Source organism: Bradyrhizobium sp. BR14999, assembly GCF_056106085.1.
The window spans coordinates 1,976,280-1,989,331 of the sequence record NZ_CM148536.1 but is presented as its reverse complement, the minus strand read 5'-3'; the positions used below and the strand labels follow the sequence as shown (position 1 = coordinate 1,989,331).

The window sequence follows — 13,052 nt, the reverse complement described above, 5'->3', positions numbered from 1 at the left end:
TTTGTTTATGATGTAAACGTTTACATTTCTGCGCGAGCAGCCCCGCGAGTGTCTCGCGGACGACCGCTAAGTCATGGGGCGATCTGAGCTCTGCACCACCCCGTCAACGTCCGGCGAATACTGGCGGCCGTTTTTCGGCGAAGGCAGCCATGCCCTCCTTTTGATCATGGGTGGTGAACGCATATCGGATCGCGCGCCGCTCAATCGCCAAGCCGGCCGACAGCGGTGTTTCGTAGGCTGCCTGTATCGATTCCTTGGCTAACCGGGCGGCGATCGGCGCGCGATCGGAGATGACACGCGCTATCGCGAGCGCGCGTCCGAGCAACTCGGACGCCGGCAGCATTTCGGATGCGAGCCCCGCAACCACGGCCTGTCGCGCGCTGATTGGCTCACCGGTCAATATCATTTGCATGGCGAGCGATTTGCCAACAGCGCGTGTCAAACGCTGCGTAGCGCCATCGCCGGGCATGATGCCGATCGTGATTTCCGGTTGCGCGAGTACGCTGTCGTCTGCCACGAGCAAGATGTCAGCAAGCATAGCGAGCTCGAGGCCGCCGCCCAGGCACAGGCCTCGAACAGCGGCAATGAGCGGCTTGGGGAAACCGGCGATGACATCCCATGCATCCTGGCGTATTGGATCGCTCAGTGCCTGGAAGCCGTGCTGCTGCATTTCTTTGATATCAGCACCAGCGGAGAAGGCCCGCTCATCCCCACTTAGAACTACGCATCGGACAGCCTCATCGGAACGAGCCGCGCGAAGCGCATCGGCAAGCTGACCTAGCAAGGCCGCACTCAGTGCATTTCGTCGTGCTGGGCGATTGAGCCGCAGCAGGAGTATGGCTGGCTCATGACGCTCGACAACGATGAGGGATTCCGTGCCGTTGTTCATATTCTTCCTTGAAAGCAACGCGAGAAGGGACTTTTATGTACTCCGAAGCGAAGCGCCGGCGGTCTTCTTCGGAAGAAAGCGCTGCATATTGGCTCGTGCCGTCTCGTGAAGGATATCCTGAGCAAAGTACCGGTTTGCCAACTCATCCATGACCTCGGCCCTCGCGGTTATTGAAGTGGAGAAAAATTGTTTGGTGGTCAGCACGGCGTGAGGCGGCATCGCCGCTAGGCCTTTCGCATAGCGGAGCGCCGCTCCACGAGCAGTTTCAGTGGGAGGCGACAGAATGTCAGCCAGCCCCAATCTATGGGCTTCCACGCCGTCGATCGCTGTCGGGCTCCAGCTCAAGGAGCGAGCCGCAAATGGTCCAACGCGTGCAGCTAAAGTGTCGAGCCCAAAGCCCGGCAACCAACCAAGCGAGACCTCCGGCAAATGCCAGCGCGTCACGGGGGCCGTTACGACGACGTCGCATGAGGCTGCGAGCATGAAGCCGCCGCCCAAGGCAAACCCATCGACAGCACAGACCACGGGCTTTCTGATCAAAGCGAGAGAGCGGACAAATGCGCTCAGTCGGCGATTGAGGTCAGAGGTGTTGTCAATGTCGCCCGCTGAAAAATCCTTGAGGTCTGCCCCGGCTGAGAAACCAGGGCCATTTCCGGCGAGCAAGATGACGTTGACGTCTTTATCGTCGGCCGCCCGGCGCACCGATTCGACGAGATCTTTCAGAATGTCTTCGCCAAGAGCGTTGCGTCGCTCCGGCCTATTCATCGCCAGGATCTCAACCTTCTCTTCGTACTCTCTCGAAACGAACCTCACGTCGCCTCCCCTAAGCGTGTCCGACGTCGGCGTGGAAGTTCGCTGCCAAGTTCATCGGCTCATCGCTGAATATCCTTGCATCCATCAGCTTCAGGTCGGGCGAGACGATGACGTCGAATTCAATATTGGGCAGCACGTGCTTTTCGACCGATATGCCAGGCGCTACTTCGGTCAGCATCAGCCCGTTCGGGGTAAGCTTGAATACGGCTCGCTCAGTAATGAATACGACTTCTTGCCGGCGCTGCCTTGCAAAAGCGCCACTGAAGGTGATTTGGCAGACGTCCTTTACCCACTTTTTGACTGTTCCCTCGCTCGCAATACCAAGAGAACCGCCCTCCGGGACTGCCTTCAGCCCGACCGCCGTGAGAGTGCCGGAGAAAACGACTTTTCGTGCACCTTGACTGATGTTTATAAAGCCGCCGGGCCCTATGATTTTGTCGCCGAAGCGGCTCACATTGACGTTGCCGTGTCGATCGACTTCAGCGGAAGACAGGAATGCGATATCCAAGCCGCCGCCATCGTAAAAATCGAACTGATCCGGCTGCGGCGCTATCATGTCGTAGTTCGTACCGGCGCCGGCATCCTGTCCGGGCGCAGGAATGCCGCCGATCACCCCCTGTTCAGCCGTCAATGTAACTGAGCGATATATTCCCTCTTCGGCGGCGACGACCGCAATTCCGTTCGAAATACCATAGCCAATGTTGACAGTCGCTCCGGGCGTCAACTCGAGGGCCGCGCGACGCGCGATGACTTTTCTGACATCAAACGGCAACGGCGCGATTCTACCATCGGGCACGCGCATTTTTCCCGCATAGGCTGGGCTGTACTCAGTGGCATAGGTCTGTCGCTGATGGGGATCAACAACAAGGTAATCGACCAAAACTCCAGGTATTCTCACTTCTCGTTGGTTCAGCGTATTGGATGCAGCTACTCGCTTCACCTGGACAATCACTATTCCACCCGAGCGGCGCGTGGCAGCCGCGATCGACATGCTTTCGCCGACATACGCCTCGTCCTCGAGCGAAATGTTTCCCTTCTCGTCCGCGATGCTGCCTCTCAGGATCGCGACTTGGATTGGGAATGTCTTATAGAGCAGATGCTCCTCTCCTTGGATGTCAACGACAGCAACCATGTCCTCCTTGCTGCACTCGCTTTGCCTGCAGCCGCCAATGCGAGGATCGGCGAACGTCCGCAGCCCGACCTTCGTGACCACGCCGGGCCTCCCTGCCGCATTTTCGCGGGCGAGCTGAGCTAGTACTCCCTGCGGAAGGGTGTATGCTTCAATCTCATTGGCCAGCGCTCGCCGCCCAAGCGCGGGGCAGTTGTTTAGCCCGCTCGCGACAACTCGGCGCACGAGCCCCGGAGCTGCCAACTTATTGAATCCAGTCGTCGCCCAATCGCCAATGGCAACAGTACCAACCAGCATCAAATTCTTAGGGGATTGCTCCTCGGAATAAACGTCCCGAAGCGCGTCAATGATGAGCTCGGGAATCGCAACTCCGGCCGAACCACCGAAATAGACGCAATCACCATCGGAGATCAGCGATACCGCCTGCCTTGCCGTAATAACCGGTACTACGCCGGTTCGTTTGTTCTTCGCTTGCATGCTTTCTCCACTGCCCGATGGCAGACTTCTTCACCTTTGACCGCCCCGCACCAGCATCGAATGCCCTCGCGATCTGAAAACGTTTCCATAAATCTGGCGCCGTTGCAAGTGAAAACTTTTCGAATAAATGGCCCGTCAGCATAACTACTTGATATTACGTTGCTTTCCTAGCATTGCCATGCGCAAGCGAACCGTGTATCGTGGTAACGATTTCAGCGTCGTGATACCGCGCGCGGCGCGGGCGAATAGAAGAAATGAGCTCATGTCGATAATGAAAACGGTTCGCGCCGAGCAAGGCAGACAATCACCGACGGTCGTCGAGATAGCTCAGCAGGCGGGATGCTCTATCGCGACAGTTTCGCGTGTGTTGAATCGCCCGGAAAGCGTCGCGATCGATTTGAGAGAGCGCATTCTCAGGATCGTCGATGAACTCGGCTACGTTCCCAACGGATCGGCACGCGCGCTGAGATCGTCGCGCTCCCGATTGATTGGCTTGATCGTTCCGACACTCGACAGCGCGATCTTCACCCGAATGCTGGAAGGGCTGGAGAGCCGACTGGCGCCCGCGGGCGCCTCGCTGATCTACTCTGCGACAGGATACGATCTAGACCGAGAGATTCGCGAAGTGCGCAATCTTATTGAAAAAGGCGTCGACGGCATTGTTCTCGTCGGCACGACCCATCGCAAGGAAACTCTCAAGCTGCTGCGCGAACGCAAGGTCAGATTCGCCGTTACCTACACCCTTTCGGATGATCTATCGATTCCCAGCATGGGGTTTGACAATCGCAGTGGCGGGGCTTTGGCAGCAAACTACCTTGCGGACCTCGGCCACAAGAACCTTGCAGTCATTGCCGGGATAACGCGGGAGAACGAACGTGCATCTGGCCGCCTTGAGGGCTTTTTGGCCGCGGCAGAACGTCGTGGGATCGACCGATCCGGCGTCGTTGTAGTGGAATCGCCCTACGACTTCAGCCGTGGTCGAGCCGCAGCTAAACTCATCTTCAACCAAAATAGAAATGTAACGGCGATCTTTTGCGGGAGCGACGTGCTTGCCGTCGGAGCGTTGCGCGGCTGCAGGGATGCAGGATTACGCGTCCCTCAAGATATATCGATGATTGGCTTCGATAATCTCGATATTGCCGACTATCTCACTCCTGCGCTTACGACGATTGATGTCCCGGCTCGATTGATGGGCGAACAAGCAGCCAACTATTTTTTGGCGGATCAAAGTTCACTGGACATCCACGCCAGAGTCGAGCTCGAAACGCGGCTGATCGTTCGAGAGTCAACTGCGCCTGCGAGAAATCCGCATTGAAGAATGCCGAGGCTGAGAACGGGCCTCACGCCCCCCTTCCAGCCATCGGGCTCACGTGGGGCGAGCCCGACAGATCTGAAGGTCAGACACAGGCTGCTCGCAAAAGAGACTTCGGGGGCCCCGAAGCTAACATCCGATCGATGGCGCTTCTGAGATAACTGAGCAGTCCTCTATGCTTTGCGACTGCAAATGCTTGATGGAGAGAGATACCGAAACCGCTAGTTACACCTTCATTCCTTGTTGATAAAGCCACGCCGGAGGCAGGCATTGAGTGGTCCGACGATCAGAGACATCGCGCGCGAGGCGAATGTTGGCACTGCAACGGTCGAGCGGGTTCTGAACGACCGCGGCGGCGTGAGAACAGAGCTTGCCGAACGCGTCATCAAGGCCGCAAAGAAGCTGAAATATGGTGATCGGCGTTTGAGGCCTCACCGTGGCATCATTCGCATCGAGGTCCTTCTCGTTCAGCCTGAGGCCGAGGTTTTCTATGCGGACCTCAACGCTACCTTCCAGCGGATCTCGGCTTCCTTGGACCCTGCTATCTTGGTGCACCGGACGTTCTTTTGCGAGGACGATATTGCTGCCCTCGCTCGACACATCGCCAGGCCTCCGGTGCGACGCTCCGGCCTCATCGTTCTGGCGCCGGACCATCCTGAGATTACGGAAAGCATCCGAGAAGCCCGTATGTCGGGCGTCGAAGTCGTACAGATGCTGACGGGCAGCGCCGGAGAGGATGTGCCCTATATCGGCATCGACAACTACGCGGCGGGAAGGACCGCCGCCTACTTCATGTCGCTTATGCTACGGGGATGTCGCGGGACTTTGATCGCGATGTGCCATAGCGGAGCCTACCGGGCCCACAGAGAGCGCATACGCGGCTTCTCCGACTATCTAGCGCAGCACACGAATGGAGACCATGATTTCTATCGCATCATTTTCGGCCATGATGACAACGTGTTTTCAGCAGAAAGGCTGACGGAAGCGTTACGTGACGATGATTCCGTCATCGGGCTCTACAGCGTGGGCGCGGGAAGAGAGGGAATCGCGTCCGCCTTGAAGGCTCATCCTGCGAAGGTATTCTGGATCGGACACGCGCTCACTCACAGTACTGCAAAATGTCTGCGATCCGGCTTGATGGACATCTGCATCGATGGGGTGCCGGAAATCCAGGCGCGCCGCTCGCTTTATACAGTCCTTCGCCGTCTTGATCTCATCGATGTCGAGGTGAGCAACGCTCCCGTCCAGTTTCTTACCATCACCGCGCAGAATCTCTCGACCAGTATCTGAGCCCAAAATCCGCTTCGCAATGAAAGAAGTGGAAACGACAGAGCAAGGTCATCAGCCACGAGCCGGACTATCATCAGCCGAGACTCGCTTATCCTCCGCCAGGGAGCTTGAGGTAAAAAAAAGAGGCCGCTGCTGGACCTGTCCAACAGCGGCCTTGAGTCGAGGGAGGAAGCAGACGAGGCCGGCCTGCCAGCGGATCCGTTGGTGAAAGGACGCGGTACGCTCCAGCATCCTTTGACCGTGCGTGGCAATGCTCGCTCAGCGGTCCACCGTCTGTTCGAGAATGACGTGCGTCGCATTGACAAAGTCCGAAAGAGGCTGACCGGCGCGGCGATAGACTTCCCGATCCAAAACCAAGTGACGCCGCTCTGAGCGCTTCTCGCAGTGTTCCTTGATGAGCACGCCACCCACCGGCGTGTCGCCCTCATGGGGCTCCGCCGCTCGGCACGTCCACCCCGCCTCCCCATACCGGGCTCTCACTAAGAGGGCCAAAAGATAGGCCTTCTTCCGCCAGAAGGGACGCGCGTTCGGATCTGTGTCGATCCGAATACCTTTCAACACGCCGCTGCTGTCGACGAGTCCTCTCAGCAGTACGGGATGGCCACCGAGCCTCGTACCCTCATACTTGTCATTCACGGCCGCCAACGGATTGACGTCGTCGTTGAAACGAAACGAGATACCGCGCAATCCCGTTTCATCAGCAAGGCATGTCCGAAAGTCGTGCCAGCCTGCCAGCCTGGCTCCCTCCTTGTCGGCACAAGCAAGGTCGATATACTCTGCGTGCGGAATGTTAGCGACTGACATCCCAAGACTCAGGTCGCGCAAGTCAGTCGGTTGGCGTGCGTTGGCAACACCGCAAGTGGCCAAGAGAAGCAAAAGCGGCAGCGCCCAAGGCGATGTTCGACGAGTCATCGCTTCTCTCCCATCCCAGGGCCCTGCGAATTAATCGAGGTGTTCTTGTAAACTTCACAGGCCCTCGAGCCCTCTCCGAAGAAGTCAATGCAGTCTTGGTAGCTTGTCGACCGCTTGCCTTTGATGTGGTTCAGAACATAATCGACCACCTTCTCGATCTCGTTCGGCCGGAGAAATGTAGCCGCATCCGGAGGCAGGTCTTTGCCCAGATCCTGAGCCGTGACGCCCGAATAGCAGCGGTAGTCCTTATAGGCGTCGCGATCAAAATGCGGCATTCCCGTTCCAGGCCGACCGCAATGAACGACTTCGACGATTTGATCGCGCGTGAGCTGCGTCGCTCGCAACGACAGCGCTGCACCACCATAGCCGCCACCACCGTCGCCATGCCATTTGTGGCAGCCGACGCAATTTGCCTTTTCGTAGACGCGCTGCCCTTCATCAAGCGTACGGTGCGCGCCGTTGATGGCCTGCCCCTGCACGGGTGTTCCGCCTTCGCCGCGCGCCGGGTCTTGTGTCGCGGGAAGAGCCAAGCCGCCACTTGCGATCAAGCCGAATACGCCAACCCGTAGCGCGCACGTAGCCCCTAGTTTCAGGCGCACAACCTTCAACTCCATTCTTGCCTCTTGAAAATCGACGAGGCGGGGCGCGCATGCGCTCCACCTCGCCAAACAGCGGATCACAACGCAAAAACGTAAAGCATGGAGCCTGGGGGGACTTTCTCCAGGCCTTTTGTGGAATCGAGGTTCCACTTGTCCCAGGCGCCGCCCAGGCCCACGAGGATCGCGATATATTGCTTTCCGTCGACGGAGAACGTCATGGGGGGAGCGTTCACGCCGCCGCCCGTATTGAACTCCCACACTTTGTTTAGCGTCTTGGCATCAAGCGCGTAGAGCTCTCCAGACGGATGCCCAGCGAACACCAGCTCCGGCGTGGCGAGCAGCCCACCCAGCATTGGATACTTAGTCTCATACTTGCCAGTGACCTTACCGGTCGTAGCGTCGATGGCGGTTACGCTTCCTGTTATCGGCATCTTCACGACCGGGCCGCCGCCTGTGAAGAATTCACGAGCCTTCCAATCGCCAGGCTTCGTCTCCTTGTTGTCCAACTCGTCACAGCTCTCGATGACGGGGATGTACCAGGTCTTCAGATCGGGATTGTACGCGGTCGGTGGCCAGTTCTTGCCCCCGTTATGTCCGGGACAAACGGTGACATGCGCGTTCTTCCGGTTGAGCGTTACCTGCGGTTCATAGGTCTGCACCGGCTTGCTGGGGTCATACTCGATCGGCTTGCCGCTTTCGGGGTTGATGCCCTTGGTCCACGTCACCTTCTTCACGAAAGGCGTTGCCCAGAGGAAAGAGCCATCGGTGCGGTCGAGGGCGTAACCGAACCCATTGCGATCAGCCTCGAGAACCACCTTGCGCGAACTTCCCTTGACAGGGAGCTCAACCAGCACTCTTTCCGCAACACTATCATAGTCGAACGGATCATTCGGTGTGTGCTGAAAGTGCCATTTGACCTTGCCTGTGTCGGGATCGAGCGCAAGGGTACTGTCCGTGTACAGATTGTCGCCCCGGCGGTATTCGGTATCAAAATCCGGCCCTGGATTGCCGACGCCCCAGTAGATCAGGTGAGCCTCGGGATCGTATGATCCGGTCACCCAGGTAGATCCCCCACCGGTCTTCCAGGCATCGTGATCGTCCTTCCAGGTGTCGTTGCCTGGTTCGCCCTTGGCTGGAATCGTATAGGTTCGCCACACTTCTTTTTGAGACGTCAAGTCGGTGGCAGCAATCCAACCTCGGATCCCGTACTCGGCACCGGCCGTACCGGTAATAGCCATATTCTTGACGATCAACGGCGCGCCGGTGATCACTTCGCCCTTGTCGGGATCGGCTACCTTGCGCTCCCAAGCCACTTTGCCGTCGTCCTTATTGGTCGCCACCAATCGGCCATCGAGGGTATGAGAGATTACAAAATTGCCCCAAAGTGCCGCGCCTCGATTGTTAACGCCGCAGCAGGCGATCGCGCCGCCCCAGTCGTGGTCGGTCTTCGGATCCATTTTCCAGACCAGAGTCCCGTTCCCGCCGTGGAGATCGATTTTGTAGACAGATCCCCATCCGTCGGTGACATACATGAATCCGTTCTCGACAATCGGAGTCCCTTCGAGACCGCCATGGCTCCAAATACCGCCTCCCTCAATACCGCCCAAAGCCATCGTCCAGGCAACGTGCAGCCTCTTGACCGTGGTGCGATTGATCTGGTTCAGCGGCGAGTAGCGTTGCGCGGTGTAGTCGCGGTGGTGATGCAGCCAGTTGCTCGTTTCCTGAGTTGCATTGAGAAGCCGCTTATCCGTCGTATCATCGGAAGCAGCCGCCGCACTCCCGAGGAGGCCCGCCATTAGGCCAATCCCTACGACCGTGCTGAGGGTCTCCCACACTCCCACTCTTGTCCTGCTTACCTTGGACATCCCTTCACTCCTCAAGTGACCAATTGTTATAGTGATTTTTCTCGCGCTCGATCGCCGCACTCGGCGATCGACATTGACTTCAATCGTCTAGACGCGGATCTGATCGCCTGCTGGAAGCGATCCAATGCGTTTGCCCGTGGCGGCGAAGATCGCGTTGCAGAGCGCCGGCAAAAAAGGCGGCACTCCTGGCTCTCCGACACCGCCTGCAGGCACATCAGAACCATTCGGAACGATGTGAACACGCACGTTTATCGGTGAATTGTCGATGCGGGCCACAGGATAACTATCAAAGTTACTCTGCTCGGCGCGGCCCTTGGCGAACGATATCTCACCGATGAAATTGCCGAGTCCCATGACCGCCGCCCCCTCAATCTGAGATCGAATCCGCTCGGGCTTGGCGGCAAAGCCGCAGTCGATCGCGGTCTCCACGTGCGGGGTGATCAGCTTTCCGTGGGCATCCACGTCATCCCCTCCCATTTACGTCTTCAATCAATTTGCGATTATTCGAAGATCGAAACCGCCAAGCTTAGGTGATACCGAAGCCGCTGTTTGAAATCCTTTTTCGTGCTGATCAAAATCCATCAAGCAGCGTAGCGGCATTCATTTCGTCGATGATTCACGGCCCGACGATTTTCATGGAGCCCTAGGTTTCGCGCGGCACGACGTCGAGCGTCCCTGGATCCGGGCGCTCCTGATTGACCGGTGTCCCGTCGGACGTCGACTTGGAAACCACAGCTTCCTTGAACGGATCAAATAGTCCGGATCGCGATTGAGTCGGCGACATATCGACTGGTTGTCGTCACGACCGGTGTGATTCCTAATTTAGGCAGGAAGTCGTGGGCCTCGGGAGGTGCCACTCGGCGTTTCTCAGCCATCTTCGGCGAAGCGGAGTGAAAGCGGCCTCAATCGACGGCAGAACGAAGGTGCTGCTGTGGGGCATGCTGGCAAGTACTGGAACGGACGTCCCTGGCGCGGATTCCCCGAGTCGAGATAGCTGTGGGCAATTGTTCGTGCTCTCCGCACCCCGCCGACAATGGTGGTCATGGTCAGCGCGCCTCGCATCAGAATAAGCGAACATCCGCTCGCCGCTCGGCCACCCAAGCGAGCCGATGCGGGGAGACAGGCGCTGGCCGGGGCTCGACGCTCTCCGGCGCTGCCGCGATCCGGCGCGATCTCACGCATATGCGCTTCATTTCGTTGCCGAAACGGGGAAAAGAGCAGCGAAAGTAACCTGGAGATGTACCAAAGTACATGATCTAAGTTACTGATTTTAAGCGAACTCTGTTGGGGCTTCCATATGAAGAGATTTCTGTCACTTTTGCTGCTCGCCCAATTCTTCTTCCTTTCCGGCGAGGCCATGGCGCAGGGGCTTCCCGCTCCGTCATATTGGAAGAATGAACGGGGTTCGGAACTGTTTGTTTGGTCCGCAAATGGCGGGGCAATACAAGGTACTTTCACGAACCATGCTCAAGGATTTGCGTGCCAGGGCATTCCTTATCCTGCATCGGGCGCCGTCAGTCCAACCGGCTTGTATTTTGTTGTTACTTTTGCCCGGTGCAATTCCTTCACTCGTTGGGTTGGAAAAACCAACGGGTCTCAAATGCCGACGTCGTGGACGCTGTTCTACGTTGATAAGAACGGCAAGCCTGGCAAGTTGAAGGGCGCCGATACATTCACGCGCGTATGGTAGTTTTCACTCTTCTTGATTGCGACCTTTGAAAACTCACTCGCGCAAGTTTTGGCGTGGCTCGCTTTGAGCCGTGAAAGATCTGTTTTGCAAAGCTATGGGCCGTCCAGGATCAGTCAAGTTCGGTGCTTGACAGCCCGCAAGCGCTGCCGGAACGGCCCTGGAATAGGCATCAAAAGGCCCCTCCCCAGATCCGAAAGGGACAGTCTAACCTTGCGTCCAAATTGCGGGACGAACCGTGCATTAGCATTACTTTTCAGGTTTTTTGAAGCCAGAGCGCGGGGTCAAGCAGGTGCCGCTAGCATGCGCGGCGTTCGTGTTGGTGTCTTTGTTGGCGGATGTGAGTTTTCAGCTCTCGATACTAAAGATTCTCGCCGGCCAACCGGAAGGCCGAGCTAGTCTCGCCGTCCTGAAGGATTACCTGGCGGTGTTCTACACCAGCGGTCCGGAGTGGACGGCTCGTATGAAGCGATTGGCAGAGCGGGCGCCAGATCTCGATATTTTCGGACAGAAGCTGGCAGCGCGAGAATCCGGGCAGTGGATCATAACGGCGGGGGCCGGGCCTTTCTAGTCTAGCTTCGCTGGAGCAGGCGGCCTTACCGGCCACTCAGGGGCGAGCGCTCGACAAAACGACTGAGAAGAGTCGCAGGCATCGCCGCCGGAAGCAACCGATGGAGCAAGGTCGGTCGGCCTAATCATTCTGCGAAGCCGGGGTCAGGACCCATAAACTGAGTGAAAGCGTCGGATGACTGCTGCTCGTCCATAGTGGCCATCGACCTTGAGGTAGTAGTCAATCGCGAGCCGCCCGAATTATGTGGCACGCGAGGCGCGACTATTAACACGCCTCTGCCTTTCGCGCCGAGACCAGGAGCATCATTGGCCGCTCCAGCTCTTCGGCCAGTTCGGGCAACTGCTCAATCTGTTCGCGCACCGGGGCGAATTCCTCGACCCGGCGCAACTCGAAGCCCACACCGATCAACGTGTTGAGCGTCGTGCCGAGAGTCCGGTGGTACTTCACCACGCCCTTGGCGAACCAATCCGTCCGGCGTTCGCCCTCGACCGAATAGCCATTGACCGGCCAGGTCATGCGACCATCTTCATCGGCAACCCAATGCGGATGCGCTGCCGCCATGAAGATCGGATGCTCGATCGTGAAGACCAGATCTCCTCCGAGAACCAGCGCATTGTTGATCATGCGCGCAAAGCGCCCGAAATCTCGAATGTAATGAAATGTCAGGGAGCTGTAGACGAGGTCGAAAGCTGCCTCGGGCAGTTCCAGCGTCTCGAGGTCTGCGATCTTGTATTCGATGGCCGGGTCAGAGGTATCGGCCTTGGCGCGCGCGATCATGTTCTGCGAGAGATCGAGTCCGAGCACCGAGGCCGCCCCTTGGATTCTCATCCAGCGCGAAGCCCAGCCGAAGCCACAGCCCAGATCGGCAACGCGTTTGCCGGGCAGTTCGGGCAGCATGGCCCGGACCGCCGGCCATTCCGGTGCGCCGTCCAGCCCGTGCACCTGTCGGGGCAATTGACTGTAGCCAGCGAAGAAATCAGGATTGTCGTAGATGTTTTGTGCCATGTTCATCTCCTCCATGAAGGGAGGACGAGGCACGTTTGCAGGCCGAAAGACCTCGTCCGCGAGGGGCGAGGCCAGGGTTGGCGATCCGCGTGTTCAGTTTGCGTGGTCGACATCCCGGCACCCCGCCTTGGGGATGCCGGCCAACCGGGCGACAATATGAATGTCCTTCTCAACCATGGCCAATATCTCGACGAATCCTCAGGCGGAGTCAAGCTCGCGGCATTGCCGTGATGGCTGCTTTTTATCCACACAGCCGCTTTGGCAGGGCAGGATTCCATCTTATGTCGCATCGTGATCAGGTGCGGAAGGAGAACCTGCCGATGTCTGATAAATTCTGGCTCACAAAGGCTCAGCACAAGCGCATTGAGCCATATTACCCCAAATTCGTGTGGCGTCCCGCGCGTGGACGACCGGACGTGTAATCCACATCATCCGCAATGGTCCGCGATGGCGGGGCCGAGCGCGCCGCCAGCGCGGGAGGATTTCGGCCTATTCTCTGCCCA

The 13,052-nt window shown here is 58.0% G+C and carries 10 protein-coding genes and 1 pseudogene; 3 read left to right on the top strand and 8 right to left on the bottom strand.

Annotated features, from left to right (window positions below; translation table 11 throughout):
- Positions 1-103: 103 nt before the first annotated feature.
- From ACR9YP_RS09185 to ACR9YP_RS09175, 3 genes are read right to left on the bottom strand one after another with little or no spacing between them, the layout of a single operon-like run.
- On the bottom strand, positions 104-889 hold the full coding sequence (locus ACR9YP_RS09185) for an enoyl-CoA hydratase-related protein (protein WP_474219450.1): 786 nt from the start codon (positions 887-889) through the stop codon (positions 104-106).
- A gap of 33 nt (positions 890-922) precedes the next feature.
- Entirely contained in the window at positions 923-1,702 is a 780-nt protein-coding gene (locus ACR9YP_RS09180; RefSeq protein ID WP_474219449.1) for an enoyl-CoA hydratase/isomerase family protein, read from the bottom strand.
- Positions 1,703-1,712: 10 nt separating this feature from the next.
- Positions 1,713-3,308 (bottom strand): acyl CoA:acetate/3-ketoacid CoA transferase, encoded by a 1,596-nt coding sequence (locus ACR9YP_RS09175; protein ID WP_474219448.1) that lies wholly within the window; start codon positions 3,306-3,308, stop codon positions 1,713-1,715.
- 178 nt (positions 3,309-3,486) lie between these two features.
- Between ACR9YP_RS09175 and ACR9YP_RS09170 the strand changes: the two genes are divergently transcribed.
- Both ACR9YP_RS09170 and ACR9YP_RS09165 read left to right on the top strand, forming a co-directional pair.
- Positions 3,487-4,623, top strand: coding sequence for a LacI family DNA-binding transcriptional regulator (locus tag ACR9YP_RS09170; RefSeq protein ID WP_474219447.1), 1,137 nt, complete (start codon positions 3,487-3,489; stop codon positions 4,621-4,623).
- 267 nt (positions 4,624-4,890) lie between these two features.
- Positions 4,891-5,910, top strand: coding sequence for a LacI family DNA-binding transcriptional regulator (locus tag ACR9YP_RS09165; RefSeq protein ID WP_474219445.1), 1,020 nt, complete (start codon positions 4,891-4,893; stop codon positions 5,908-5,910).
- Between the two features lie 258 nt (positions 5,911-6,168).
- Here the strand turns inward: ACR9YP_RS09165 and ACR9YP_RS09160 are convergent, their stop codons facing one another.
- From ACR9YP_RS09160 to ACR9YP_RS09145, 4 genes and pseudogenes are all read right to left on the bottom strand, one after another.
- A complete protein-coding gene (locus tag ACR9YP_RS09160) occupies positions 6,169-6,822 on the bottom strand; it encodes a hypothetical protein (protein ID WP_474219444.1) in 654 nt (217 codons plus the stop codon).
- Positions 6,819-7,436, bottom strand: a complete 618-nt coding sequence (locus ACR9YP_RS09155; protein ID WP_474219443.1) for a c-type cytochrome — start codon at positions 7,434-7,436, stop codon at positions 6,819-6,821. The genes ACR9YP_RS09160 and ACR9YP_RS09155 overlap by 4 nt, the downstream gene beginning before the upstream one ends.
- A gap of 62 nt (positions 7,437-7,498) precedes the next feature.
- A complete protein-coding gene (locus ACR9YP_RS09150) occupies positions 7,499-9,217 on the bottom strand; it encodes a PQQ-dependent dehydrogenase, methanol/ethanol family (RefSeq protein ID WP_474219442.1) in 1,719 nt (572 codons plus the stop codon).
- 156 nt (positions 9,218-9,373) lie between these two features.
- Positions 9,374-9,748, bottom strand: a pseudogene (locus ACR9YP_RS09145) (molybdopterin cofactor-binding domain-containing protein); the annotation flags it as partial.
- An 835-nt stretch (positions 9,749-10,583) separates the two neighbouring features.
- Between ACR9YP_RS09145 and ACR9YP_RS09140 the strand changes: the two are divergent.
- Complete coding sequence (locus tag ACR9YP_RS09140; protein WP_474219441.1) at positions 10,584-10,976, top strand: avidin/streptavidin family protein; 393 nt, start codon at positions 10,584-10,586, stop codon at positions 10,974-10,976.
- 832 nt (positions 10,977-11,808) lie between these two features.
- Here ACR9YP_RS09140 and ACR9YP_RS09135 read toward each other — a convergent pair.
- A complete protein-coding gene (locus ACR9YP_RS09135; RefSeq protein ID WP_474219439.1) occupies positions 11,809-12,549 on the bottom strand; it encodes a class I SAM-dependent methyltransferase in 741 nt (246 codons plus the stop codon).
- Positions 12,550-13,052 lie beyond the last annotated feature (503 nt).

What these genes read in the sequence shown, in the direction of transcription:
- ACR9YP_RS09135 (WP_474219439.1), bottom strand. Translation starts at nt 12,549, where the DNA reads ATGGCACAAAACATCTACGACAATCCTGATTTCTTCGCTGGCTACAGT.
- ACR9YP_RS09185 (WP_474219450.1), bottom strand. Translation starts at nt 889, where the DNA reads ATGAACAACGGCACGGAATCCCTCATCGTTGTCGAGCGTCATGAGCCA.
- ACR9YP_RS09160 (WP_474219444.1), bottom strand. Translation starts at nt 6,822, where the DNA reads ATGACTCGTCGAACATCGCCTTGGGCGCTGCCGCTTTTGCTTCTCTTG.
- ACR9YP_RS09155 (WP_474219443.1), bottom strand. Translation starts at nt 7,436, where the DNA reads ATGGAGTTGAAGGTTGTGCGCCTGAAACTAGGGGCTACGTGCGCGCTA.
- ACR9YP_RS09175 (WP_474219448.1), bottom strand. Translation starts at nt 3,308, where the DNA reads ATGCAAGCGAAGAACAAACGAACCGGCGTAGTACCGGTTATTACGGCA.
- ACR9YP_RS09150 (WP_474219442.1), bottom strand. Translation starts at nt 9,217, where the DNA reads ATGGCGGGCCTCCTCGGGAGTGCGGCGGCTGCTTCCGATGATACGACG.
- ACR9YP_RS09170 (WP_474219447.1), top strand. Translation starts at nt 3,487, where the DNA reads ATGCGCAAGCGAACCGTGTATCGTGGTAACGATTTCAGCGTCGTGATA.
- ACR9YP_RS09140 (WP_474219441.1), top strand. Translation starts at nt 10,584, where the DNA reads ATGAAGAGATTTCTGTCACTTTTGCTGCTCGCCCAATTCTTCTTCCTT.